This is a genomic window from Rhizobium sp. 10N414, from assembly GCF_056394785.1.
Genome location: NZ_JBFTIN010000066.1, coordinates 1 through 23,778, shown reverse-complemented (window position 1 = coordinate 23,778; position 23,778 = coordinate 1). Strand labels below are relative to the sequence as shown.

Genomic DNA, 23,778 nt, shown 5'->3' with positions numbered 1-23,778 from the left:
CACCAGCGCATAGGTGTCATCGCAGCTGAAGGCAATGTTGGCGGTGAGGTCGTATTCGGCGAACTTCTCATTGAAGTAGCGTTCCGAAAACGACAGGTTCTGCCGGTTGAAGGCGATGATCTTCTGAGTGCGCAGATCATCGATGGTTATCTCCTCCCTGGCTGCCAGCGGATTGGCATGGCCGACCGCCAGGTAGTAGCGCTCATGCGCAAGCGAGACGAAGCGCAACGAGCCGATGTTTTCCACCGGCCGGATGAAGCCCAGATTGAGCTGGCCGGTCTCCAGGCCGCGGATGATCTCGCCGGTATTGCCAGAGGTGATGTGGATGCGGACATCGGGATACTTGCGGGCGATCTTGGCAAGGAAGGTTGGCAGCATGCCCATGGTGGCCGGGTAGATGCTGCCGATCCTGATCTGGCGGATGCGGCTGCCGCCGGCTGCCCGCGTCAGTTCGGTGGTCAGGTCGATGTCGCTCAGGATCCGCACACAGCGATCATAGAAGGTCTCGCCTGCCCTGGTCAGTTCCACCCTTCTCGTCGAGCGAATGAACAGCGGACAGCCAAGCTCCCTTTCCAGCGACATCACATGATTGCTGAGCGCCGGCTGGGCAATGCGCATCCGGGCTGCCGCCCGGCCGAAGTGCAGTTCCTCGGCCACCGCTTTAAAATAGGAGAGTTGGCGCAGTTCCATTCCGGTCTCACCGAGATTTAGTTCAAGCGCTTTTCGGGCATAAATATTCCACAGGGCGCACTACGCCCAGCAATCTGCGTTGATGGCACTACGGATACAGTGTATTTATATCGAGACTTGGTATTCGTCAATACCCTGTATCGAAATAAATACGAGGTCGTATTTTTGGATCCCACTCAAGCGCGCGCTGCTCGCGCAATTCTGAAGCTTGGTGTACGCGAAGTCGCCGAACTTGCAAAAGTAACCGCCAACACGGTGAGCCGAGTTGAACAGGATGATCCCGGCCCCCGTGGGCCGCAACCTGTTACAATCGAGGCAATAAGACGAGTATACGAATCGCGAGGAATAATATTCTTCGATGAAGGACCCGCTCCAAACGGAGGATCGGGTGTCCGCCTCGCCAGATGACATCCTAAAGTCTTGAGCCCCTAATCTTTCAAGTTCAAGGCTTGTTGCCGACAGCTACAAGATCCAGGCCTGCAGGATCCTCGCGTGCTCACCAATGAAGCCGCGGATCGGCGGCCAGCCTATCGGGTTTGCCACGATCGCCACACGTTCCGACCGGTCAAGGACTACACGACGCGCGAGGTGCGCAATCCCCGCTGGGAGCAGTCCCGGGATTATCACCCGGGCATGGCCGGCGCCTTCGCGCCGCTGAAAGAAATCTGCCCCGATCGGGCGACGCCCGAGTTGATGGAACTGACGGCACGGCTGGGAAGAATGATGTCGTACCGGCAGGCAGCGACGGTGCTGGCCGAATTCCTGCCCGTGGAGCCGACAGAAACGCATGCCACCGTGCGTAAGCGGACCATCAGGATCGGCGAGCGGCTCGACGACCAGATTGCCCAGGAAGAACGGCGTGCAAGGCCTAATCAAACGGACGAACGGCGCCGGCTTGAAATGCACTTCCCAGTGACCGACGCAAGGAGTTCGTCATCAGCATCGACACGGCTCATGTCAGCAGGGCCGTCTACCATCAGTGCGCCCAGCTTCCTCAGGATGGACTCGTGGCGTCGCTCTAGCTCTGCACCGAAGCTTCGCGCTTGACCGCGACGTCCGCGAGGTCCCGAAGCAGCTTCTCGTGCGTTCGCCAAAAGATGTCCGGTGCCTCCCTGGCAAGTTCGATCCACAGCGGCCCCTGCATGGTTTCTTCGGTCCAGAGATGGCATCCGCGCTCGGTCGGCGTGATGATCCACGCGTGATGGGCTCTGGAGGACGGCGATGCCTTTGGACCGCCAGCCCACGCGATGCGCGTCATCGGTTCGAACTCGACGACCGATGCCGCGACGTCCTGGCCCGCAAGATTAGTCTCGAAGCGGCTTCCAAGCTGCAGGGTCGAGTGTCTGTCGAGGAGTTCGACGCGGGAGACGCCGGGATAGTAGGCTGGCCAGGACAGCGGATCGGTCAGGAGAGACCAGATTGTGGCGGGCGACACCGCCACCTCGAGCTCGTTGGTGAAGTGGATTGGAGAGCGGCTGGGGGCCATATCCGCCGGCCAGTTGATGACTTCGAACATTCCATGTCCTCAGGTTTTGAGCATTCGACCCTCCTATTGGCACTATGGTAACGGCCGATAGGAGGGGTCGCAGGTTGGATCAGACGATCGACCGAACTACGCCGCCATCGACGCGCAGCGCTGCCCCGCTTGTTCCGGAAGCCTGCTCCGAACAGACGTAGACCACCATGTTCGCGACTTCGTCGGTCGTGGTGAACCTGTTGATGAGAGTCGTGGGCCGCATCGTCTTCAGGAAGTTCTGCTCGGCCTCGTCCTGCGTGATCCCTTGCTCGCTCGCCGTCGCGGCCATCCAGTTGCCCAGGATCTCGGAGCGTGTCGGACCAGGCAGGACCGAGTTGACGGTAACCCCGCTCCCGCCGACCAGTTCGGCAAGGCCACGCGACACGGAGAGCTGCGCCGTCTTCGTCATCCCATAGTCGATCATCTCCTTCGGGATGTTGACGGCGGATTCGCTGCTGATGAACACGACGCGGCCCCATCCGCGTGCGACCATCCCTGGCATGTAGTGCCGGGCGGCACGAACGCCGCTCATGACGTTGAGCTGGAACAGGTCAACCCATTCGGCATCCGACTGGTCGAAGAAGCCGTTGAGGTGAGCCGTGCCGACATTGTTCACGAGGATGTCGGCGTCTGGGATCCGGTCCGCCAGAATGGACGATCCTTCCGACGTCGACAGGTCGGCCGCGACCCCTGTGAATTCTGCTTCCGGGAGACGGAGCCGGAGCTCCTTCAACGCTGCGGCGACGCGCTCTTCTCCACGCCCGTTGATCACGACCGACGCGCCCGCACGCGCAAGTCCTTCCGCAATCGCGAATCCTATGCCGGCGGTGGAGCCGGTGACGATGGCCCTGCGGCCTTTCAGTTCTATCTTCATGATGTCGTTTTTCCTTTCAGATTGATCCGGGCGTGGTCTCGACGGAATATCCCGTATGTCTCCTGCGTTGATATCAGGCGATGGCCGCTTCCGCGGCGCCTGCAAGACGTTCGACCCAATCCTGGTGGTACCGGTAGAGGCCGCCGGGGTGGCGACGTCCGAGCATGTCTAGGAACCACTCGCCCTGCTGGGTCTCCTCGGTCAGGACATGGCATCCGTCCTGCGTGGGCGTGATGACCCAGCCGTGGTAGGCGGTGGACCCTGTCGTGTCGCCATCGACCGTAGTCGACCAGGCGAGCCTCCGGTTTTCTACGAACTCCGTCACGACCAGGCTCATAGGGTAGTCGACGGTCACGCGGCTGTATCGGGTACCCATCGCAAGCCCCTTTTCTCCCGACAGGATTTCGACCTGGTCTTCGGCGGGGAAGTAACGATACCAGTTCGTTGCATCAATCAGCAGCTTCCACACCACCTCGGCGGGCGCCTTCACGTCGATGTCGTTGAGCGCGTAGATTGCCGAGATCTTCGGATCATAGCGTTCCGGCCAGATGACATGATCGTACACCGACTCAGCCCTCCGCCTCAAAGAGATCCTGGAAGATCAGCGGTGCCCAGCTCCTGTCCTGCGCCTGCACGAGGCGTCCGCCCTCCGCAATCCTCCCGAGGTTGATGGGTGCGAAGCCTAGCGTGCGGACGATGTCGGAAACCGCCGACACCGCCTGGTCGTCGTCGCCCGACAGAAAGATGACCCGGCGGCCAGCGGCCGTCCGCGGATCCTGTCCGAGAAGGTGGGCGGGCAGGTGATTGAACGCCTTGACGAGATGGGCGCCGGGCATCGACTTCGCCACCACGGCAGACGAAGGTTCGTTGTCGAGGTCGGAAAGCGGCACGCCGTATGCATTGGTGACATCGATGACGATCTTGCCTTCCCAGTCAGCCGCGGCCTTGGCGACGTCGAGGTGCGCCCGGAAGGGGACGGCGAGAATGACGACGTCGGCGGCTAGTGCTTCCTTGAGGCCAACCGGACGAACTGCATTACCCAATCCAGCGAGTGCTGCGGCCGCCGCGTCCCGTCCGCGAGAGTTTGCCACGCCTACGGTAACGCCGCTACGGTCGAATTGGCTCGCGAGAGCTCTGCCGACACTGCCACTTCCAATAATCGCGTAAGTCATGATTGCTCCTGGACGACTGCGTTTTTGCGGAGATGCCGGGAGAAACCTCGACATCGGACGGTGCTCACAACTTAGGTCTTGGCCGTTCATCTGATAAGGTGATATATTGTGATGGAACGTATCTGTTTTTGAGATGGGACGTTGGTAATGATCGAAGGTGTTTCGCTGGACCAGTTGCGGACATTTATCGCCGCAGTGGATGAGGGCAGCTTCTCTGCCGCGGCCAGAAAGCTCAACCGCGCGCAGTCTGCTGTCAGCGGATGGGTCGGGGCGTTGGAGGATCAGATCGGCGTCGCACTCTTCGATCGATCGGGCCGATACCCGGCCCTGACACCGCAGGGCGTGCTGCTGCTCGCCGACGCTCGAAACATCGTCGCCGGGGTGGACACGCTGAAGGCCAGGGCACGGTCGATGACCTCGGGCGTCGAAACGGAGCTGTCAGTGGTCATCGACGTCTTCTTTCCGACCTCGGTCATCAGCGCCGTCGCGAAGGAGTTCGCGAACCGGTTTCCACTGACGCCACTGCGGCTGTTCGTCGAAGGTCTGGGCGCGGCGTATCAGCCCGTTCTGGACGGCCGCTGCAGCCTCGGCATCCTGCCGCCGCTGCCTCAGCCGTTTCCGTCCCTCGCAAGTGAGCGTCTGGGTGAACTGCCTCTGATCGCGGTGGCCTCGCCACGGCATCCCCTTGCGCTGTTTCAGGGCCGCATTCCCCGCCAGGAACTGACGAAGCATATCCAGCTCGTCCTGACGGATCGGTCCGACCTCACATCCGGACGAGACTTCGCGGTCGCATCGCCTGCGACCTGGCGGCTGGCGGACCTGTCCACCAAGCACGCCTTCCTCAAGGACGGCGTCGGATGGGGCGGCATGCCGCTGCACATGATCGAAAGAGATCTTTCCGAAGGCGCCCTTTCCGTCCTCGATGTCGACGACATGCCACCCTCAGGCTACATGCTGACGATGTCGGCGTTTCACCAGCCCGCGCAGCCTCCCGGACCGGCTGGCAAATGGTTCGTCGACCGGGTGAAGGCGCTGTGGCACGGTGCGGACATCATCAGATCGGGAATGTCCGCTGGATTGAAGCAGTCGTCACGTTCTGCAACGATACCTGGATCCGCGCAGGCGGCGGACTAAGACCGCATGCTCGGCAACCCACGCTCAATGCCTTGTATAATGGCATCGCGCAAAGGTCGGAACGCGGCTCTTATATCTTCGGCAAGTGCCTGCGGTTGCTCCAGGGCGGCAAAATGCCCGCCTCGGGGCATTTCCGTCCATCGTTCCACCTTGAGGGCTCGTTCGATCCAAGATCGGGGAGGAATGGGCAGCTCCTTTGGAAAATGCGCGACTGCGAAGGGTACGTCGCACGGGACCAGACCTTCCAAAACGAGAGGTGATTTCCGATTCTCCTTGTAGAGGCGCAATGAAGCGTCGATGCTGTTGCCGAACCAGTAGAGGCAGATGTTCGTCAGCAACCGATCAAGCGAAATCAGGTCGTCGAGCCTTCCGTCATTATCCGTCCAGCTTTCGAATTTCTCCAAAATCCAGGCGGCCAATCCGATCGGGCTATCCGCAAGTGCGTAGGACAGCGTTTGCGGCTTTGTTGCCTGACGAAGCGAGTATCCGCCCTCTTCAGCGGCAAAAGCAGCGGCCCGCTCGTGAAATTCAGTCTCCTCTGCGCTCACGGCTGGTGTGCCAGGGCCGAGCGGCGGACGGAACCCGGCCGATACGTAGTTCAGGTGAACACCGACGACATTTCGCGGATAAAGCACGCCAAGCCATGTCGAGACGCCCGCACCAATGTCGCCGCCTTGGGCAAAGTATCGTTCGTAGCGAAGTATTCGCATGAGATTGTGCCAAAGTTCAGCGATACGGCGACTGTTGGTTCCGGGGCCCGCCGGGGCTGAAAAAAATCCGAACCCTGGCAGCGAAGGAACCACAACGTCAAATGCATCGCGAGGATCGCCACCATGGCTTGCCGGGTCTGTCAGGTGTTGGATGAGCGTCTCGAACTCGAGGAACGAACCGGGCCAGCCATGTGTCAGAACAAGTGAAAGGGGGGCTGGGCCAACCCCCACTATGTGAAGGAAGTGAATGGAATAGCCCTGAATGTCTGCCATGAAATGGGGCAACTGATTAAGACGCGCTTCCTGCGCACGCCAATCAAATCCCTCACGCCAATAATCCATCAGCCTGCGCATGAACGGCAGGCTTATACCGTCCTGAGAATCGACCTGAAAAATTCCTCCCGGCAGCCTGGAATATCGAAGCCGCCGCTTGAGGTCGTCGATTTGCTCTTCAGGTATCTCAATTGTAAAGGGGCGCACGGCCTGTCTCCGATAACGCGGCTCTATTGTATTTGCATGCCGCCCAAGAGGTCACGATTCACCCGATTGCTCCGGGACCTCGGTTCAACCGGCGCGAGCCACAAGGACAGTGCTCGTGATGAGGTGAACGAGATGATCCGCTCGCGGTGCGAATGAGGGCTGGTCAACCGCCCAGCCGAGGGCGGTCATCAGGGCAAAGAGGTCGTCCCCGTTCATGTCGGTTCGGGCCGTGCCGTCGGATTGGGCATTCGACAGTAGGCGTGCACTCGTAGCATGTACGGCCGCGCACGATGCGTAAAGCGCTGAGGCGGGGTTCGTGTGGGCCACTGCCATCATGGTCACGACACCCCTGTAGCTCTGGGCGAACTCCAACCATTCCCGAATCCATGACCTCAGCGCTACGTCAGAGGAATGCGACGATTCCAGCTCGACCGCCTTCTGGGCCAGAGAGTCCAGGTTCGTACTCAGCAAGGCCTCGAACAAGGTTTCCCGTGTCGGGAAATGACGAAGCAGAGTGGCTAATCCAACGTCGGCACGACGGGCGATATCGCGCATCGACGCGTCGGAACCATGCTCGATCATCACCTCGCGCGCGACCTCGAGAATGCGGTCATAATTTTTTTTCGCGTCTGCTCGCATAGTTTTACCTTGTTAAGTGGATCAGTGAACCGTATATGTGGATCACTGATCCAAATAAATGGATCGCTGATCCACTAGATACTATGCCCCCGCGCTATTGGCAACCGGGGCCACCCAGAACGCGAAGAAATCTTCGAAAGAAGCAAGGAGGAGCAGCATGGGTACAATCAGTATAATCGGGTCCGGCGGGATGGCCGCATCCATCGGGCGCTTGGCCGCCAAGGCCGGGCATTCGGTCGAAGTGACCAGTCGAGATGCAACCAAGGCGCGGGCGCTGGCTCTTGAATTCGGGGTTGGTGCGACGGCCGGAGGGTTTGGCGAGGCTCCGTCCGGGGACATCGTCATTCTAGCGATTCCTTACTCAGCCGTTCTCGATGTTGTGAGGCAGTACGGCGAAAAGCTGGCGGGGAAGATTCTTGTCGATATCACCAACCCCATCAAACCTGACCTTTCAGGCTTTCTCACATCTCCGGACACGTTTGGAGCGAATGAAATCGCCCGTGTTGCCCCCGCCAGCGCAGTCGTTGTCAAGGCCTTCAACACCCAGAACGCCAACGTCTTGGCGGCTGGTCCAGTCCACGCCCCCCCGCTGGACGTGTTCATCGCCGGGGACGACTCGCAAGCGAAGGCAGGCGTCTCTTCATTCATCGAAAGCCTCGGATTGCGCCCGATGGATGCGGGGCCGCTTAGCATGGCCCGCACGCTGGAACATGCCTGCATGTTGTGGCTGGGCCTCATGACTCATTCCGTCAGGCACGGCAACTTCGCGATCGGCGTCCACCTTCCTGGTTGAGGGCGCCGACAACATCACCTCCCAGACCACATCACTCACAAGGAACAGTACCATGCACGTTTTCGTCACAGGTGGGACCGGCCATTCCGGTCCGTATATCATCTCCGACCTCATTGCCGCTGGACACGAAGTCACCGGGCTGGCCCGATCAGACACAGCCGCTTCATCGATATCCGCACTCGGTGCGAAAGTCCGTCGCGGTGATATCTCCGACCTCGACGGCCTCAAGGTGGCTGCCGTGGCGGCTGACGGCATTATCCACGTAGCGCATAGACAAGACCTGCTGCCGTCCGGCGGGCTCGACGCCGTAGCCGCCGCAGAAGTCTCGATCATGGTCGCGTACGGTGAGGCGCTAGAAGGGACAGGAAAGCCGCTGGTCGTTTCGGGAAGCATCGGTTCACCCGGCTGGGAAGGACTAGGTCGACCGGCTAGCGAGGAAGACCCGGCTCTTCCAGGAGGCGATGCTTACAGTGGAACCCTACGGGCCCGCAACATCGTGGAAACCACTGTGATCGGCTTGGCGGCGCGGGGGGTACGGTCTTCGGTCGTGCGGATTCCACCTGTCATGCACAGCACGACCGACAAGGCGAACTTTATCCCGCTGCTGATCGGGCTTGCCAAGGAAAAGGGTGTCATGGGCTATCCCGGGGACGGCAACAATCGCTGGCCCGCCGTGCACGCCCGGGACCTTGCCTGCCTGTTCCGTCTGGCCCTGGAGAAGGGTGAAGCTGGGAAATGCTGGCATGGAACCGAGAGCGAGGGGATCCGCTTCCGCGAGATCGCCGAGGCCATCGGCAGCCGTCTGGGCCTTCCCGCGGTTAGCATTCCCGCGGATGTGTTGATGTTGCCAGGATACTTCGGGTTCCTCGCGAACCTCGTGACGCTGGATGTTCCGGCGTCGAACACCATCACGCGACGGGCTTTGGGATGGGAACCCTCTCAGCCCGGCCTGCTCGAAGACTTGGACAACGGCCACTACTTCCCGGCAGCCTAGCCCCTTTGGAACTCATCGAAAGACGCACAGCTCTTAGGAGACGACACATGAGCACTATTAGCATCATCGGCTCGGGAACCATGGCCGCCGCGATCGGCGAGCGTATCGCCAAGGCAGGATATATCGTGGAGGTCATCAGCCGTGACCCGGCCAAAGCAAAGGCGCTCGCCGATCGGCTTGCAGCCGGAGCGACCACCGGGGAATACGGAGCCGCGCCCTCGGGCGACATCGTCATACTCGCCGTGCCATATAGTGGTGTGGCGGCGGTGGTGGCCGATTTGGGAGAGACGCTCTCCGGCAAGGTGATCATCGACGTCGCCAACCCCGTGAACTCCGATCTCTCGGGCCTCGTCACGCCACATGGCAGTTCGGGCGCGGAAGAGATTGCTAAAGGCCTGCCCGCCGATGCACATCTCGTGAAGGCGTTCAACACGATCTTCGGTCACGTCCTTTCGAAGGGCACACGCCTCGATGCTTTCCTTGCTGCCGATGATCCGCAAATCAAGTCCCGTGTGTCGACTTTTCTCGAGAGTCTCGGCCTACGTCCATTCGATGTCGGCGGCCTGCAGACGGCGCAGACGCTCGAAGCACTCGGCCTGATGATGATCGGCCTGGCCAAGAACGGTGCCGGCACCTGGGACTTCGCCATGAACGTCGACATCGGCTGAACCGCCGACACGTCCCCGCCGTCAGTTTGGAACCTTTCGGCGCGGACGACTGCCAGAGCGCGGCTTCCTTTGTCGGCGCCGCGTCAGCGTGTGCTTTGGGTGAACACCATGCCCCCATGGACCCAAACATCAGAAACGGAGGAACCTTATGACCATTCAAGACAACATCCAGATCGTGAAGGACTTCTTTGCCGCAATGGGCAGTGGCGATCAGCAAGGGCTGCTGGCGCTGTCTGCCGAAGATATCGAGTGGGTCATCCCTGGCAGGGACTGGCCGCTGGCAGGAACGCACCGCGGGCATCGGGGATTGCAACACCTGTTTCAGACGGCCTCTGCGGAGATGGAGACTTCGTTTCCTGAACCCCCGGAGTTCGTAGCGCAGGGACACCGGGTCTTGGTCATTGGCTCCGCTACAGGGGCAGTCAAAGCCACAAATAGGGCGTTTGTGGACCACTTCGTCTTTGCAATTACCGTTCGGAACGGCAAACTGACCAACATCCGGGAATATGTCGACACGCAAGAGCTGGCGCGCGCCTCCGCACGTTCATGACCGACATGCGCGTTGGCCGCAATCAGCAGGTACTTCCGTGCGATATCGGCAGCCCTGCGAGACGTGGAGCGTACCCGGCGAGCCTTCCGGATATGAACTCCGTGAAAAGCCGCACTCGCTTGGTCTTGCGTGCCTCCCCCTGGGTGAGAAACCAGGCCGTCCCATACAGGTGCAGATCAGTGTCCGGCACCCTTACCAGAAGGGGATCGGCATCTCCTACGAAACACGGCAACGTCGTGATGCCGATCCCTTGCCGCACCGCCGCGACCTGCGCCTCGAAGTCCGTGGTTCTGAACGGAACGCCCGATGCGCGAGCCTCCCCGTCGCTGGTCCAGGCAGGCACGCCGTGGCCGCTTATAGCGATCCACCTGGGTTCCGGCCCGCCCGTTCGCCATGCGGCCAGTCGGTCGGCGGATATGTAGAAGCCTCCGAACACTTCCGCTCCCTTCAGTCCATGAAGATTGAGGGGCAGGGTTTTGCGGTCGTAGACAACGCGGATCGCGACGTCGGCCTCTCGGTTGGTCAGGTTCGCCAGCTCGCCCGACGACGAAACGTCCATCTCGATATCGGGATGAAGACGGGCGAACTCGGCAAAGTCGGACATGAGCAGGTACCCCGCCAGCGGCGAGGGCAGTGTCACCCGCAGAAGCCCGCGCACGCTCTGATCGCGTCCTAAGACACGCGTCTCAAGCTGGCGTGAAGACGCCTCCATTTGCTCGGCGAGTTCCCGCACTTCCTCCCCGGCAACCGTCACCCGGTAGCCGGAAGGCAGCTTCTCGAACATCTGCGTGCCGAGGCGCTCTTCCAGGTGGGCGATGCGCCTAAGAACAGTCGCGTGGTTCACCCCGAGGCGCTCGGCGGCGGCCCGCACCGAGCCCGCACGCGCGACGGCGAGAAAATAGCGAACATCGTCCCAGTCGATCATGGTGCGAACCAGCACCGCGAGGGTGCGCCTTCCAAAAGTTGATTAGGTGACTCTGACAACGATAGCGCGGCTCACACTAAACGGGCCGGATCGTTTTCGCACCACCGTTGTGCGTGTTTCCAGACTGAACGCGTGGACCAAGCAAGTCTATCTTGAGGTCATCGGCCGTTCCAGATGTGCAGGAGCAGCCTGAATGTGGATGTCGCCGGAATGCTGGAAAGCAACATCTCGTCGGCATCCGCCCAACCCCAAAAGGATGCATGAAATGAGCAGACTGAATGGAAAGACAGCCGTCATTACAGGTGGGGCGACTGGCATCGGCCTTGCCGCCGCAAAGCGCTTCGTCGAGGAAGGCGCTTTCGTCTTCATCTACGGCCGCCGTCAGGAAGCGCTCGACGCCGCGGTAGCCGACCTCGGTCCCAATGCCCGTGGCGTGAAGGGCTCGGTCTCCGATCTGGCCGACCTAAATCGGCTTTATGCGGCGGTGAAGGCCGAGCGCGGAACCCTCGACATTGTCTTCGCAAATGCCGGAGCGGGAAGCCAGCTTGTGCTCGGCAAGATTACTGCCGAGCACATCGTCGAAACGTTCGATACCAATGGAAGGGTACGATCTTCACGGTCCAACAGGCGCTTCCGCTGATGCGCCAGGGCGGGTCGATCATCTTGACCGGATCGAGCGCCGGAACTACCGGCGCTCCCGGAATGACCGCTTACAGCGCCAGCAAGGCTGCCGTACGCAACCTCGCGCGGACGTGGGCCGAGGATTTGAAGGGCACCGGGATCCGGGTCAACGTGCTGTCGCCTGGCGCAACGGCAACCGAACTTGCAAAGGATGCGCTGGGCGAGGAAGGTCAGAAGGTCTTCGCCTCGATGACTCCTCTCCAGCGTATGGCCGATCCGGCGGAAATCGGGGCGGCAGCGGCCTTTCTCGCGTCGTCTGACAGCAGCTTCATGACCGCCAGCGAAGTCGCCGTCGACGGCGGCCTCGCACAACTCTGACGCACTGTGCTCATCAGCTCGGTTCGATCCCACGAAGCGCCTCATGGGCGGCAACCCCCAGGAGAATATGCATGAGCTACGCTATTATTGGCTTCGTGCAGGACGAAGGAGACTACCTCGACATCATCACGATGACGATGGCGGGCATGGCCGCCGAACAGCTATTCTTGGTTGCTGGGACGGCGTATCTGGAGGTGCAGGATCCGACCTGCACGAAACGACGAAAACCGCCATTGCACTTGAGCGGTCATTCGTGATGGGCCACAAGCTCGCTTCATATGGTCCGATCGACGACAAGATCGCCAGGGAACTCAAGTCGCTCGACGCGACCCTGATGGCGCAGGTTGATGCTATTCTTCGGAAGCAGCTTCACGCCATGACCTTTTTCAACAACCTGCTAGGGGAACGGATGCGCAGCTTCCGCCCAAGTCCAGGAAACGGAAGTTGCGTACCTCCGATCGTCCCGCAGATGGGGCGCAGGAGCTTGGCTATCGAGCCTTAGCACATTTAACTTTTGCGAGCCGCCCGCTTCCGTTTCCACTGCAAGGGTCGCACCCGTTCTCATGCCGAGAAGCCCCAATCCCATGAACGATCTTACCGAGACCGTGTAGACAGGAAAGTCAAGGCTCTCGTTCCGGACCACATTGGCCGTTCTTGGAGCACCTGCATCTACGCAGAAGGTCACACGACTGTTTATCGTCACGACATCACCAGGAACATTCCGGGGAGAGTAAATCTTAGCCTGTAACAGCTTCGTTTTGAGCAACCGACTGTAGGCCGTGTCGCGAGGATCCTGATCAAGAATTTCTCTGAGGATCGCATGGTCATGGGTCGTTAGGCAGCACTGAAGCGACGTGGTCATGGCATTACTCCTCGGAGCGCATGAGCTCCGGCAAAATTAACTGGATCAATTCAAGCGGCGAACTCGTTGAGAGACAGGATGGAAACCGCGTCTCTGGCAGCCAAATCGCGTCTGCTCTTGGAACAGCAGCATGTTGACTTCGGACCACGCGGAAATTCAGTGGCTCCCTCACGTTCATGAGCCATCTCTCTAGCTTCTTGCGTTCAAGCAAATTGCGGGATGTAGCATCGGCTCCATCTTTACTGCAGAGCTCCATCCCGCGTTTCGTGAATATCTTCCTCTTCGGTTTTCTCAAAGACGAGCCAGGCGGTGCCCTTTACGGCGATCCGTGTCCGACGAGCGTCTTGAATCCGCTCTGCCTGTCGTTTGGTGTAAGGACCCATTGGCTGGGTCTTTTGTCCGCCGCGGCAAACCTGACAGTACCACTCGTTGCCATCGTGCGAGAAGATATCAACTGAGGTAGATGCCTTCTCGGGCTCATTGTTGATAATCTCGTCGGTGAACTTGATTAACCTCGAGTAGTGCCAAGCGGGCTCAATTGGGTGCATCCGAGATGCGAGATCGTTCGAGGACATCATTGACATAGTTCAGCTCCTTTTCTTTCGTGCGCCGGCCGATCAGTTTGCTGCCGTCGGGAAGATGGGCAGGTCCGAGCCTCGCGCCAGATCAGGCAAGGTTTGGCGTGCGTCGGGCGCGCCATTCACTCCTTGACTATCGAAATGGTGTCGGCCTCTGGGAGCGAAGGGCGAGCTCTATCGGGTCGCCAGCATGTGATCAGTTAGCAGTCTGTTGCACTTGAGATGATTAAGCAAACGAATTTAATCGCTTGTTGTGTGCAATTTTACTGCTCGACTGTTCCGTTCAAGCGGTGTCAGCAACTCCTAAAGAATCCCTTGTTTCGTCTTGCCCCAGTCAGCGAGGAAAGAGGCCAGTCCCTTCTCGGTGAGCGGGTGTTTAGAAAGATTACGGAGCACCCCCGGTGGTATGGTCGCAATATCGGCACCTGCCATCGCGGCCTGATTGACATGCAGAGTGGTGCGAATGGAGGACGCGAGGATTTCCGTGTTGAAGGATGGATCATTGTTGTAGATCGTCCGGATTTCTCGGACGACTTCCATGCCATCCAAGCCGAGATCGTCCAGCCTACCGAGGAATGGTGAGATATAGGCTGCACCAGCCTTGGCCGCGAGCAACGCCTGGTTGGCGGAAAAGCAGAGGGTGACATTAACCTTCAGCCCCCGCTCACTGAGTGCTCGGCAGGCCCGGAATCCATCCCAAGTGGATGGCACCTTGACGGCCACATTTGCCGCAATGCTGGCCAATCGCTCTCCCTCGGCGAGCATGCCGTCGAATTCGATCGCGGTGACCTCTGCCGAGACGGGACCCTCGACCGCATCGCAAATCTCCTTGATCACGTCACGGATCGGTCGGCCAGTCCTTGCGATCAGCGAGGGGTTTGTGGTCACTCCGTCGATAACTCCTGCAGCTGCAAGCTCCCGGATTTCGGCAATGTCAGCTGTATCCACAAAGAACTTCATTGTTTCTCTCCTGCGAAAATCGCCTCAAAGGATGGCGACGCGTTTCTTTTGATTGGTTGGTTCGAGACGGCTAAATTGTTGCAGCCCTGGGCACGCCATATGTCATTGAATATAAAGCAGCAGAGGACCGGCGCCGGTGAGCGGCAAATCTCTGAGGATGAAACGACCCATGAGAAAGACGGCTCACGCCGACACACACACCAATGCCGCTGTTTAAAGGGGGATCTTGCCGGCGCATCGCTAAAACCTCCTGTTGACAGTGCGAGGATCTCCGACGACTGACGTAGTGTCGGTGCCGCCCATTTATCGGTTGTCGCAACTGTCCAAACCGGCTCGTCCGAAACTCCGCCGCGGCGAGAGGCGAAGGGCGCGCAAAGCATCGTGACGAAGTCGCGAACACCAACGTCGCCTGGCTCTGTTCTCTCATCGACACGCGTGTCCGATCGCGCGGCTAGGAAAAATGCGGCGGGCGTGAAGACGAGTCAGAGCAAGACAACTGACTGCGCAGCGCGAGCATCTGAACATTCACCAAAGTTTACCGTGCAACTACTATTTGGCAAACGAATTTGATTGACATTTGAGCGCAATTTTTATGCTATTCCTCGATGGACATTGAACTCGCTCGTACGTTCTTAGAGATAGTTTCAACGGGAAGTTTTATTCGCGCCGCCGAACGCTTGAACGTTGCTCAGACGACCGTCAGCGCGCGGATTCGTAACCTCGAGCAATTGCTTGGCCGACCGCTCTTCATTCGAAATAAAAGCGGAGCGTCTCTCACGCCGGCTGGCGAGCAGTTCCTGCGCCACGCGCCAACGTTCGTCCAGTTATGGCAGCGCACTCGTCAACAGGTCGCGGTGCCGGCGGGCCGCCGAGCGGTCGCGACGGTCGGGAGCGAGGTCACGCTTGCGCAACCACTCCTGCTGAACTGGGTCAGCTGGATTCGTCAGTCCCTTCCTGATATTGCGCTTCGCGTACATGTCGACGTGCCTCAGGACCTGATCAATCAGGTCGCTTCCGGGATAGTCGATGTGGCGATCATGTATGCGCCACAACATCGTCCCGGCCTCAAAATCGATTTGCTAATGGAAGAAAAGCTCGTCCTTGTGACAACCGAACCCGGAGCGGAGCGCGTTGAGGATACGAATTACGTCTATATGGATTGGGGGCCGGATTTCGTGCTGCACCACGACATGAATTTCCCAGATGTCACACCGGACCTCTCATTTGATCTCGGCCCTCTGGCACTCAGCTATGTTCTTGCGAACGGTGGCTCCGGGTACTTCAGGATGGGCGCGGTGGAGCCGTACGTAGCGGCGGGGCAGCTTCACCTCGTTCCTGAAATGCCGCAATTCTCCTACCCGGTTTACACAGTGAGGTCTGCAACTGCTGACGAGAGCGTCGTGGGCCCTGCCCTAGCGGGGTTACGCGCCATCTCCCAGGCCAACATGGTGGCCTAATCGGTCGCTTCGATCGATGGAAACAGAAGATCGACCGTGGTTCCGGTTCCTCGCTCACTGGCAATGCGTAGATGGCCCCCAACCATCTGCATCGTTGTATGCACCTGCCCTAGTCCCATTCCGGTTCCGTTCTCGCCCTTCGTTGTGAAGAACGGGTCCAGCATTTTTTGCAAAATTTCCGACGGCATGCCACAGCCGCGGTCCATGACGCGAAGGCGCGCATAGGTTCGTGGCGGCTCTTGGCCGGGCGGAGAAGCCGTCTCGACAAATCGATGTGTTTTGATCCAAATCTCGCCCCCGTTTGGCATGGAGTCCCGTGCGTTAAGGACAAGATTAAGCACGGCGGCGTCGAACAACGACGGATCGATTAGACATCTTGGGATGCCGGAACCGAGTTCGAACCTAACGCGGGTGCGTGCCCCAGCGCCATATTTGAGGAAAGCCTCGAATGACTTGACAAGTTCATTCAGATCCCAAGCCTTAACTTCGAGTTCATTAAAGTTCGCAAACGCGAGCAACTTGGATGTCAACTCGACACCTCGGTCGACCCCTTCCCGGGCGGCGGCGATATAGGCGCGCACGCTCTCCGGTTGGTGGGCTTTTTGCTCGGCGAGCCTCAGGCCGGATTCGATGATCGCTAGAAGATTTCTGAAATCGTGAGTAATACCGCTGGTCATCTCGCCCAAGGACGCAAGCCGATTCATCGCGCGCTCGCGCTGTTGGGCCGCCTCATCGCGACCGCGATGCTCCGCCTTCCAATGCAGAAAAATCTCCTTCGGAAACGCCATATTTGTCATGGTCATCCCCCTGTTCACCGACACTGCCATCAGGAAACTCTGGTCCCGGTAAGCACCGCCTTGTTTTATTCTCCCTTGTCGGTAGACAACTGCCGAACCCGTCGACGCCACTCTCTAAGCCTGGCGGACTAGTCGCTTCGCCATTATCTCTTCGACCGTTGGGAACGCTTTGATGGCCTCGTCCGGGAGGCCACGGCTTGCAGCAACCTGCTCCATCCAGCCGCCATGTGCATCTGGTTTGCCGACGATAATGCGACCGACCATTCCAGCGTGCTCGTGGGGAACGCAATAATAGTCGTAAACCCCTTGCTCAGTGAAGGTCACGGAAAAGCTCTCGTCAGGCAGAAGGTAGCCTGAATGCCAGGATTTTGCCGTTTCAGGAACGCGGAGCGGTCTCCCGAAGTTTGCTGGGTGATAGGCGGTCGTCGTATGCGAATTGCCGGGGTTGAGGTTGATCCAACGGACCATCTGACCGGGTTTGATGAGAACACCGATAGGATCGAACCAAACATGCGAGCCATCGGCACGCCCCTGCATCCTAATCTCCACCACCTCTTCAGCCCATACATCTCGCCTGGATAGGGAAAGGGCGGCGAGTAGCCCACCGCCCCAGCACAGCACGTCACGCCGCACGACCGTCATTTGGCGACACTTTCTTCGCCGGCCGCTGCGACATGCCACAGCACCACATGAACATGCGGCTCTTCCACACCTGGATGGCCGGCATTGTAGTAGACATCGACATGGTCGACGTTTCCGCCGGGCGCTGCAAGGTTGTCGAATGACTTATCCGGATTAAGATCCTTGGTCGGCAACATATAGATCGTGCTGACAAGCTTTCCGTCGTGATCGTATGCGAGGAACGGACCGGCCGGCAATGTCGTTGGATCGACGAAGAGCTGGCCCATTCCCGGCAGGAAGTCAGGTAATTTCACCAGCTTGCTAACCTGCTGATAAGGGGCGGCCGGTGGCGAACTAGCGACGTGATCCGCCGCCATAGCACAAAGCGAACTGGCCAGTGTCAGAACAGGTACGAGGAGAAGCTTTTTCATCGAGAGACATCCTTTTTCGTTCAAACTGGCGGCCGCCTACATTCCCGTAGCTCGGCTGCCTGCACGACCTGTCGGGTATAGCCATTCAAGCCCCAGGGGTAACATTAGTCCAACGAAATAAACTGGCATTTCAATGCAGTATTTGTGCATTTGAATGGGTTCTGTCCTCAACTACTATTGCATATGGGAAAGATATTCCTATCCGCCGGTCGCTAACCGAGAGTAACCTTAACGCGCGATCGCGAACTACACTGAGCTTCGAGATTTTTTACACTCGCTTGATTTCACAAAAACTCTCACCATCTTTTAGTTACTATGATTATTTACATGCACCAGCGAGACCCAGGACGCCTCAAAGCAGGCCTCTAGCCCGGACGCGAACTCTACCGAGTTCACGTCCGGGCCCGCCAGCACCTCAATTCAATGTGAAGCCGCGACAGACGGAGTGCCAATGCACTTCGATTGCACTTGCGCGGCTCGGTTTAGAGGCGACCATGATGATTTTCAGAAATCTGTCGAAGGAAGTCATTTTCCTTGACCTTATGACAAAAGGAAAGCGCTCGGCACTGTCGAAGATTGCTGTCAAGATTGCGCAAAGAACTGGGCTCGATGATCGGGTCGTCTTTCGGCGCCTCTGGAAGCGTGATAGTACCGGGCCTACAGGTATTGGCCACGGTATCGCCGTCCCGCATGCTGTGTTTCAATCGATCTCGTGTCCTGTTGCGTCGTTCGCGCGATTAGCGACTCCGATTGATTTCGGCAGCGCCGACGGCGACCCCGTCGACCTTCTTTTCACTCTGCTCTGGCCTCGCGTTGCCGCTGCCACCTTCCTGCCTGCGCTCGCAGAACTATGCCGGGTAGTTCGGGCACCGCGAATACGGAAGGGATTGCGACTGGCACGGTCCTCCGACGAGGTAATGGCAATCCTATACGGTGACCAAAGAGCGACTAACGAGCGCCCCATCCCCGACCGTGCCGCTATCTGGGCGTCGCTTAGTTGAACCAAAAAAGAGGCGTAAGCGAAAAATGAAGAAACACGTCAGGAACCCACGAATGCCGTCAATCGTGATTGGCGAGACAGATCACCAGCGATTGACCAACCTTGTGTTCGGCGGCGCTGGCCGCCTTGCCGTGATTTCCGATGGTCTTTTACGTGAGCTCGAACGTGCACGCGTGGTTGCCGACGTCTCGGTGCCCTGGAATGTCGTGCGCATGGAATCGACGGTAGAGTATGAGACTGCCACCGGCGATGCGCGGAGAGTCACCCTTGTTTTCCCGAAAGACGCTGATATTTCCGACGGAAAGATATCCATCCTCACTCCCATCGGGACTGCCCTCCTTGGTCTGGCAGCAGGCCAGGCGATGCACTGGACCGCACAAGATGATCGGCAGCACAAGCTGACGGTTTTGGCAGTTACCGGTATGTCATAGCGCATTATGAAGGTGAGTTCGCGTTTGCAATCAGACCGAGCGAGAGTTGCAGCGAGCGTTCGTCAGGCCACCTTACGGTGCCCACTTGGGCAAAACGCGTTCTTCAACGGAGAGTAAATTATGATCACTGGATCCCAATGTCGTGCAGCACGGGCACTTATCGACTTCTCGCGCGAGCGTCTCGCAATATCTGCCGGCGTTAGCATCGAAACCATCGTGCATTTTGAGCGCAAACTCGCGAAACCAAGTGAGGATGATGTGTTTGCACTGCAATCAGCTTTGGAAAACGCCGGCGCTGTCTTCATTTCTGACAACGGCCGCGGCATCGGTGTGCGCCTGAAATTCACAAAGTCTGAAGCTAAACGTATCTCCATACTGGAAAACGAAGGCGGCATAGTCGCACCCGACCGAGTTCCGTAAGTGACGTCAGGTTAAAGTATTCGCTGTTGCCGAGTCCTGGTTCACGTCATGCGGGCGGGCGCCACGGTTCGGTATCCGAGCTTGAGTCCCAAGTCGCTTGCCCAAACACTCGCTGCTTGGGCTGTAGCCGGTAAAGTTCGAAACGGGCTGTGGGATAGGTAACCGTCCGTGAGGGCTCTTTCCAATTGCGAAAGGCCCCATCTTCATCGACAGACGGTTGGGTCGGATCGGGGCTGTTGCCCTCGACCCGTCAGTTCGCCGTCGACGGCGATCGCAGTTGCGATAGGTCAATGAAATGCTCTGTGAGGGCTAGTTTGACCTCGCCGCTTGGAGGATGTCAGGATGAGAGCCGAGAGCACATTGCAAGTCCAGCCAGCCACAGACGCAAGGGAAAAGCACACTGGATCCCGGACGGAATGTGCCATGCCGCGCACGCTCACCGGCTTCATCTTCACGATGGGCAGCGTCCATCAAACAGTGCTGCTCCTGCTTTCGATCTTCCTCTTTACCGTCAGTATCCTGCCGCTCGAGGTTCAGAGAAGGATTATCAACGGCGCAGCGGAAGGCTCTGGCGTCAATAGCATCCTGGTGTTGGCATTGGCCTACCTCGCACTCGTTCTGACCGAAGGGAGTGTGAAGCTGGCTCTTAACATCTATCGTGGCTGGATTGGCGAAGTGGCCATCCGCTGGCTGCGGATGGCGGTTCTTGACGCGCGAAAACAGCGCGTGGATGAACAGACGACGCTGGCGGAAGGCGTTGAAATATCCATCGTGCTCGCCGAGGCCGAGCCGGTCGGCGGATTTGTCGGCACCAGCATCTCCGAGCCTATCCTTCAGGTGGGTGTTCTTGCGGCCGTCGGCAGCTACATGATCTATCTGCAGCCGTTCCTGGCGCTGGCTGTCGCAGCGGTATTCATGCCCCAACTTATCCTAGTCCCCATTCTCCAGAGCCTCATCAATCAACGTGTCAAGACGAAGATAACGGTCATGCGACACCTCAGCGAAGAAATGGTGGAGCGCGATTCCTCATCGAAAGCATCGCACAATCAGGCGGCCCGCGTTCAAAGGCTGTTCTCGACAAACATGAGCATTTACAAGCTCAAATATTCATTGAATTTCCTGATCAACCTAATGCTTCACCTCGGATTCGCCGGGATATTCGCGCTTGGCGGCTACTACGTCATCACTGGCAAAACAGAGATTGGAACTGTCGTGGCCTTCATTGTCGGCCTCAACAAGATCTCTGACCCTTGGGGAGCATTGGTGGAATGGTATCGTGACCTCAAAGTCACGCAGGTCAAGTATGGGCTCATCCGGGACGCCAGCGTCGTCGAAACATCGGACGAGTCGCGGTCTGATGCCGTCATACCGACGTGATTTCGTCGGAGCGACGCTGCCTACATCATAGGGTCAGTATTCCACCCGCGTCCCCCTCAGGCAGCACTTCTGACAACCGCGTGCTGGTCACGAGGTTTTTCGGCTAGCCCGCGATGGCTAAGGGGACGTCTGGCTATTGCGCCCTTCCGATCTTGATAATCGATGGCCGGCATTCCTTGATGAGCGGCATCGTTTGGCTGAAAAACTACCGGGAGCACGCTTCTGCCACAGCCGCGTCGAGCACGCCCAACGCATAGTCGATCGTAGTCTTCTCGTCCTCCGCACGTAACTTGAGCGGCCGGCATCTTTCCTTAAGATCGCGCAAGACCCGCCCTCGGACTTTGGAAATCGTATGCGTGTGCTCGTGTTTCAGAAGTTCTTCCAAACAAGCGACGGCAACCACTTCGAACACCAACAGCTTTCCTTCAATTTCGCCTTGCGTGGGGATCGCCATGTGTTCACCGCCTCGCTTGAAGTCCCGCTCCGTCGACAGCATGGTCGTTCCTCCTTTACCTTCGGGTTATCTTCGTCAAGCTCCGGCGCACGCCCGAACATGCGAGGAAGATAGCCCGGCTTTTCGATCGGCCGATTTATTCAAGCGCGCCGGCATTTAAGAGTTGACGTCCGCGAGGAGCTAATGCGGCGGGCGATGTCGGCAAGGCGACCGTCCCCGCTAGCGTCGATGCCATTATCGCTGCTATCGTACCGACTTCTCATAATGTTGTGCTCAAGTATTCTTTGGCGACACTGATGTCTCCATTTCCGCTATTGCAAGGGTTGAATGAGCGTAGGCGCCGCCGGCCCGCATCTCGGCTGCGACCCAGATCGCCTCCATCAATTCCTCGCGCGAGGCTCCCTGTCGAAGGGCCGCATTAGTATGACCTCGAATGCAATAGGGACATTGCGTGACATGCGCGACGGCGACGGCAATGAGCTGCTTGACCTTTGTAGTCAAGGCGCCCTCGGCAAAGACCTTCTGGCTAAACGCCTGGAAGGCGGCATCAGTCTCAGGCGCCAGTTCGCGACGCTTCTGTGCAAACTCCCAGGTGGACGATGGATACATCGTTTCGGACATCAATCTCTCCGTACGCAAGGTACCGTGGGAATTTTTGCAGAGCTGACCAAAAAAGGAAACGGACAGATCCGCTTCCCACGGCATCCAGTTTGGCCTCAGGCTACGGCAATTCGGTCCACCACCAGCTTTACACCCGGTGCTGACCACGCCGCACGTTCAGCAGCACTGCGTTCCGACCATAGGCTGACACGACCTTCAAGCGTGACCTTGCCGTCGAGCACGTTTACCTTGACGGCGGCCGCTTCAACTTCGGCATTGCGCTTTAGTGCATCTTCGATCCGCCTCTTGACATCAAAGGCCGAGGCATGCGGCTTGACGGCGATGTTGTTCGCAACGCCGAACACACCCGCCAGGCCTTTGACCGCATCAGAAGCGGCGTTCTTCTGATACTGCCACTCCACGTCACCGGTGAGAGTGACCCAGCCTCTCTGGACCTTAACCTGGACAACATCCACCGGGATGGCGGTGTTCCAGTTAATCATGTCCAGCGCTCGTTTGGCGATCTCGTCGTCTTCGGTTCTATTAGAGCCGAACGGACGAACTTCGATCTCCTCGGCAATCCCCTTGACGCCCTTGACCCGGCACACGGCGTCCTCGACTTTGGTCTTTTGGAAGTAGGTGGGAACGTGCCCGGTCAGCGTGACGATGCCGTTCTCGACGGCCACGCCGATATTCGCCGCATCGACGCTCGGTTCGAAGTTAAGCTCGTCGACGATATCCTGCCTCAATGTGTTGTCATTCATGACAGTAGCCTTTCTGTTTAGTCGGAAGATTTCACCTTGTCTGCAACGGATTCTGCCGTGACGATTGGCGATCGCCGGTTGCGACGAACGCGTTTAGACAGGCTTACCAACTAGCACCCAGATGCACGTCCGCATCCAGTGGCCCGATCATACTGCGCCGCGCATCTATGTGACAAATGAATAGGATTACGATTTGAATACAATATTTATGATAGGTGTCTCGAGCTAGGCAGCCGACCACGACAACACAAGAACCTCACTCTTGGCCCGGTTCATTTCGATTGTCAGGCAGAACGAAGCACTAGGCTTTCCGGACATCCACCGAGCTTCGCGCAAACCCGCTGCGGGGGCGTCAGTCGCGGCAGGTCCTAATGCCACACACTTCTCGCATTGTCTGTAGTGGACAGGTAGCGAAGATGGCGCGCGGAACAACCCAAGGCGATGTTGGTCGTCGACGGCCTCCCCACTCTGTCCAAGGGATGGCGGATGCGCAAAAAAATGGTGCGGTGCTATCGCAGAGCTCGGTGTTTCCACGCAATCAAGTCGCGCGCAAGCCATCGACCTGACATTTCGATGCGAGCTTGATCGGTTTTTCCGACCGTGACCCCTCTACTTCGTCCCGCTGTCATCCTCCGGAGGGTCAGGGGGCTTGGCCCTCAGAAAGCGGAAATGAACGATTCCAGAACATGCGGGCGCCGTCGATATCCATCAGAGCATTCGCTTTCAGGCATCACGACACGAAAGTGATGAATCTGTCCGACATTTGAGAACATACGGTGATCACGCTGCGAGGATGGATGTTTCGCGCCGCAGTGGCCTGAGATCGATGCTGTCCGTCGGGGTCCAGATGTAATCGCCGGTGAGACTGATATGCTGATATGC

The 23,778-nt window shown here is 58.5% G+C and carries 29 protein-coding genes and 1 pseudogene; 13 read left to right on the top strand and 17 right to left on the bottom strand.

The window, feature by feature from the left end:
- On the bottom strand, positions 1-690 hold a 690-nt coding region (locus tag AC1DE4_RS30425; protein ID WP_477884609.1), incomplete at its 3' end, for a LysR family transcriptional regulator.
- A 492-nt stretch (positions 691-1,182) separates the two neighbouring features.
- On the opposite strand from AC1DE4_RS30425, the gene AC1DE4_RS30420 reads away from it, so the two are divergent.
- A complete protein-coding gene (locus AC1DE4_RS30420) occupies positions 1,183-1,737 on the top strand; it encodes a hypothetical protein (protein ID WP_477884608.1) in 555 nt (184 codons plus the stop codon).
- Here AC1DE4_RS30420 and AC1DE4_RS30415 read toward each other — a convergent pair.
- The 4 genes from AC1DE4_RS30415 to AC1DE4_RS30400 all read right to left on the bottom strand — a co-directional run bounded on the left by AC1DE4_RS30415 (position 1,709) and on the right by AC1DE4_RS30400 (position 4,252).
- Complete coding sequence (locus AC1DE4_RS30415; RefSeq protein ID WP_477817827.1) at positions 1,709-2,206, bottom strand: SRPBCC domain-containing protein; 498 nt, start codon at positions 2,204-2,206, stop codon at positions 1,709-1,711. The genes AC1DE4_RS30420 and AC1DE4_RS30415 overlap by 29 nt on opposite strands.
- Positions 2,207-2,285: 79 nt before the next feature.
- Positions 2,286-3,080: an SDR family NAD(P)-dependent oxidoreductase gene (locus AC1DE4_RS30410; protein WP_477817828.1), complete on the bottom strand. Its 795-nt coding sequence runs from the start codon at positions 3,078-3,080 to the stop codon at positions 2,286-2,288.
- A gap of 73 nt (positions 3,081-3,153) precedes the next feature.
- A complete protein-coding gene (locus AC1DE4_RS30405; RefSeq protein ID WP_477817829.1) occupies positions 3,154-3,645 on the bottom strand; it encodes an SRPBCC family protein in 492 nt (163 codons plus the stop codon).
- Positions 3,646-3,649: 4 nt separating this feature from the next.
- Positions 3,650-4,252, bottom strand: coding sequence for an NADPH-dependent F420 reductase (locus AC1DE4_RS30400; RefSeq protein ID WP_477884607.1), 603 nt, complete (start codon positions 4,250-4,252; stop codon positions 3,650-3,652).
- Between the two features lie 147 nt (positions 4,253-4,399).
- On the opposite strand from AC1DE4_RS30400, the gene AC1DE4_RS30395 reads away from it, so the two are divergent.
- Positions 4,400-5,386: a LysR family transcriptional regulator gene (locus tag AC1DE4_RS30395; protein WP_477884606.1), complete on the top strand. Its 987-nt coding sequence runs from the start codon at positions 4,400-4,402 to the stop codon at positions 5,384-5,386.
- Here AC1DE4_RS30395 and AC1DE4_RS30390 read toward each other — a convergent pair.
- Both AC1DE4_RS30390 and AC1DE4_RS30385 read right to left on the bottom strand, forming a co-directional pair.
- A complete protein-coding gene (locus AC1DE4_RS30390) occupies positions 5,383-6,576 on the bottom strand; it encodes an epoxide hydrolase family protein (protein ID WP_477884605.1) in 1,194 nt (397 codons plus the stop codon). The genes AC1DE4_RS30395 and AC1DE4_RS30390 overlap by 4 nt on opposite strands.
- Positions 6,577-6,660: 84 nt before the next feature.
- On the bottom strand, positions 6,661-7,215 hold the full coding sequence (locus AC1DE4_RS30385; RefSeq protein ID WP_477884604.1) for a TetR/AcrR family transcriptional regulator: 555 nt from the start codon (positions 7,213-7,215) through the stop codon (positions 6,661-6,663).
- Between the two features lie 157 nt (positions 7,216-7,372).
- Between AC1DE4_RS30385 and AC1DE4_RS30380 the strand changes: the two genes are divergently transcribed.
- The 4 genes from AC1DE4_RS30380 (at position 7,373) to AC1DE4_RS30365 (ending at position 10,220) form a co-directional block, all read left to right on the top strand.
- Positions 7,373-8,008, top strand: a complete 636-nt coding sequence (locus AC1DE4_RS30380; protein WP_477884603.1) for an NADPH-dependent F420 reductase — start codon at positions 7,373-7,375, stop codon at positions 8,006-8,008.
- 52 nt (positions 8,009-8,060) lie between these two features.
- Positions 8,061-9,002 (top strand): SDR family oxidoreductase, encoded by a 942-nt coding sequence (locus AC1DE4_RS30375; protein WP_477884602.1) that lies wholly within the window; start codon positions 8,061-8,063, stop codon positions 9,000-9,002.
- 47 nt (positions 9,003-9,049) lie between these two features.
- Positions 9,050-9,670 carry an NADPH-dependent F420 reductase gene (locus AC1DE4_RS30370; protein WP_477817835.1) on the top strand — a complete coding sequence of 207 codons (621 nt, stop codon included), beginning with the start codon at positions 9,050-9,052 and terminating at the stop codon, positions 9,668-9,670.
- Between the two features lie 148 nt (positions 9,671-9,818).
- Positions 9,819-10,220, top strand: coding sequence for a nuclear transport factor 2 family protein (locus tag AC1DE4_RS30365; RefSeq protein ID WP_477817836.1), 402 nt, complete (start codon positions 9,819-9,821; stop codon positions 10,218-10,220).
- A gap of 22 nt (positions 10,221-10,242) precedes the next feature.
- On the opposite strand, the gene AC1DE4_RS30360 is transcribed toward AC1DE4_RS30365, so the two are convergent.
- Positions 10,243-11,145 carry a LysR family transcriptional regulator gene (locus AC1DE4_RS30360; protein WP_477884610.1) on the bottom strand — a complete coding sequence of 301 codons (903 nt, stop codon included), beginning with the start codon at positions 11,143-11,145 and terminating at the stop codon, positions 10,243-10,245.
- Between the two features lie 265 nt (positions 11,146-11,410).
- Between AC1DE4_RS30360 and AC1DE4_RS30355 the strand changes: the two are divergent.
- Together AC1DE4_RS30355 and AC1DE4_RS30350 are read left to right on the top strand one after the other, a co-directional pair.
- Positions 11,411-12,144 (top strand): annotated as a pseudogene (locus AC1DE4_RS30355) (SDR family NAD(P)-dependent oxidoreductase).
- A 71-nt stretch (positions 12,145-12,215) separates the two neighbouring features.
- Positions 12,216-12,401, top strand: a complete 186-nt coding sequence (locus AC1DE4_RS30350; RefSeq protein ID WP_477817837.1) for a hypothetical protein — start codon at positions 12,216-12,218, stop codon at positions 12,399-12,401.
- 140 nt (positions 12,402-12,541) lie between these two features.
- Here AC1DE4_RS30350 and AC1DE4_RS30345 read toward each other — a convergent pair whose 3' ends face one another.
- The 3 genes from AC1DE4_RS30345 to fsa all read right to left on the bottom strand — a co-directional run bounded on the left by AC1DE4_RS30345 (position 12,542) and on the right by fsa (position 14,544).
- A complete protein-coding gene (locus tag AC1DE4_RS30345) occupies positions 12,542-13,006 on the bottom strand; it encodes a GreA/GreB family elongation factor (protein WP_477884601.1) in 465 nt (154 codons plus the stop codon).
- Between the two features lie 239 nt (positions 13,007-13,245).
- Positions 13,246-13,590: a hypothetical protein gene (locus AC1DE4_RS30340; RefSeq protein ID WP_477817839.1), complete on the bottom strand. Its 345-nt coding sequence runs from the start codon at positions 13,588-13,590 to the stop codon at positions 13,246-13,248.
- Positions 13,591-13,887: 297 nt separating this feature from the next.
- Entirely contained in the window at positions 13,888-14,544 is a 657-nt protein-coding gene (fsa, locus tag AC1DE4_RS30335; RefSeq protein WP_477884600.1) for a fructose-6-phosphate aldolase, read from the bottom strand.
- A gap of 605 nt (positions 14,545-15,149) precedes the next feature.
- On the opposite strand from fsa, the gene AC1DE4_RS30330 reads away from it, so the two are divergent.
- Positions 15,150-16,001 carry a LysR family transcriptional regulator gene (locus AC1DE4_RS30330; protein ID WP_477884599.1) on the top strand — a complete coding sequence of 284 codons (852 nt, stop codon included), beginning with the start codon at positions 15,150-15,152 and terminating at the stop codon, positions 15,999-16,001.
- On the opposite strand, the gene AC1DE4_RS30325 is transcribed toward AC1DE4_RS30330, so the two are convergent.
- The 3 genes from AC1DE4_RS30325 to AC1DE4_RS30315 all read right to left on the bottom strand — a co-directional run bounded on the left by AC1DE4_RS30325 (position 15,998) and on the right by AC1DE4_RS30315 (position 17,850).
- Entirely contained in the window at positions 15,998-16,798 is an 801-nt protein-coding gene (locus tag AC1DE4_RS30325; RefSeq protein WP_477884598.1) for a two-component system sensor histidine kinase NtrB, read from the bottom strand. The two genes, AC1DE4_RS30330 and AC1DE4_RS30325, sit on opposite strands and share 4 nt — an antisense overlap.
- 114 nt (positions 16,799-16,912) lie before the next feature.
- Positions 16,913-17,440: a plastocyanin/azurin family copper-binding protein gene (locus AC1DE4_RS30320; protein ID WP_477884597.1), complete on the bottom strand. Its 528-nt coding sequence runs from the start codon at positions 17,438-17,440 to the stop codon at positions 16,913-16,915.
- Positions 17,437-17,850 carry a DUF5602 domain-containing protein gene (locus AC1DE4_RS30315; protein ID WP_477817844.1) on the bottom strand — a complete coding sequence of 138 codons (414 nt, stop codon included), beginning with the start codon at positions 17,848-17,850 and terminating at the stop codon, positions 17,437-17,439. The genes AC1DE4_RS30320 and AC1DE4_RS30315 overlap by 4 nt, the downstream gene beginning before the upstream one ends.
- A 494-nt stretch (positions 17,851-18,344) precedes the next feature.
- Here AC1DE4_RS30315 and AC1DE4_RS30310 point away from each other — a divergent pair, with 494 nt between their 5' ends.
- The 4 genes from AC1DE4_RS30310 (at position 18,345) to AC1DE4_RS30295 (ending at position 21,078) form a co-directional block, all read left to right on the top strand.
- Entirely contained in the window at positions 18,345-18,851 is a 507-nt protein-coding gene (locus tag AC1DE4_RS30310; RefSeq protein WP_477884596.1) for a PTS sugar transporter subunit IIA, read from the top strand.
- A 52-nt stretch (positions 18,852-18,903) separates the two neighbouring features.
- Complete coding sequence (gene rnk / locus AC1DE4_RS30305; protein ID WP_477884595.1) at positions 18,904-19,281, top strand: nucleoside diphosphate kinase regulator; 378 nt, start codon at positions 18,904-18,906, stop codon at positions 19,279-19,281.
- Between the two features lie 120 nt (positions 19,282-19,401).
- Positions 19,402-19,701, top strand: coding sequence for a helix-turn-helix domain-containing protein (locus AC1DE4_RS30300; protein ID WP_477817846.1), 300 nt, complete (start codon positions 19,402-19,404; stop codon positions 19,699-19,701).
- A gap of 423 nt (positions 19,702-20,124) precedes the next feature.
- The gene (locus tag AC1DE4_RS30295) at positions 20,125-21,078 is read left to right on the top strand and encodes an ABC transporter ATP-binding protein (protein ID WP_477884594.1); all 954 of its coding nucleotides are present in this window, start codon (positions 20,125-20,127) and stop codon (positions 21,076-21,078) included.
- A gap of 205 nt (positions 21,079-21,283) precedes the next feature.
- On the opposite strand, the gene AC1DE4_RS30290 is transcribed toward AC1DE4_RS30295, so the two are convergent.
- The 3 genes from AC1DE4_RS30290 to AC1DE4_RS30280 form a co-directional block, all read right to left on the bottom strand.
- Positions 21,284-21,574, bottom strand: coding sequence for a hypothetical protein (locus tag AC1DE4_RS30290; protein ID WP_477884593.1), 291 nt, complete (start codon positions 21,572-21,574; stop codon positions 21,284-21,286).
- A gap of 231 nt (positions 21,575-21,805) precedes the next feature.
- Positions 21,806-22,153, bottom strand: coding sequence for a carboxymuconolactone decarboxylase family protein (locus AC1DE4_RS30285; RefSeq protein ID WP_477884592.1), 348 nt, complete (start codon positions 22,151-22,153; stop codon positions 21,806-21,808).
- A 95-nt stretch (positions 22,154-22,248) separates the two neighbouring features.
- Complete coding sequence (locus AC1DE4_RS30280; RefSeq protein ID WP_477817850.1) at positions 22,249-22,896, bottom strand: BON domain-containing protein; 648 nt, start codon at positions 22,894-22,896, stop codon at positions 22,249-22,251.
- Between the last annotated feature and the right edge of the window lie 882 nt (positions 22,897-23,778).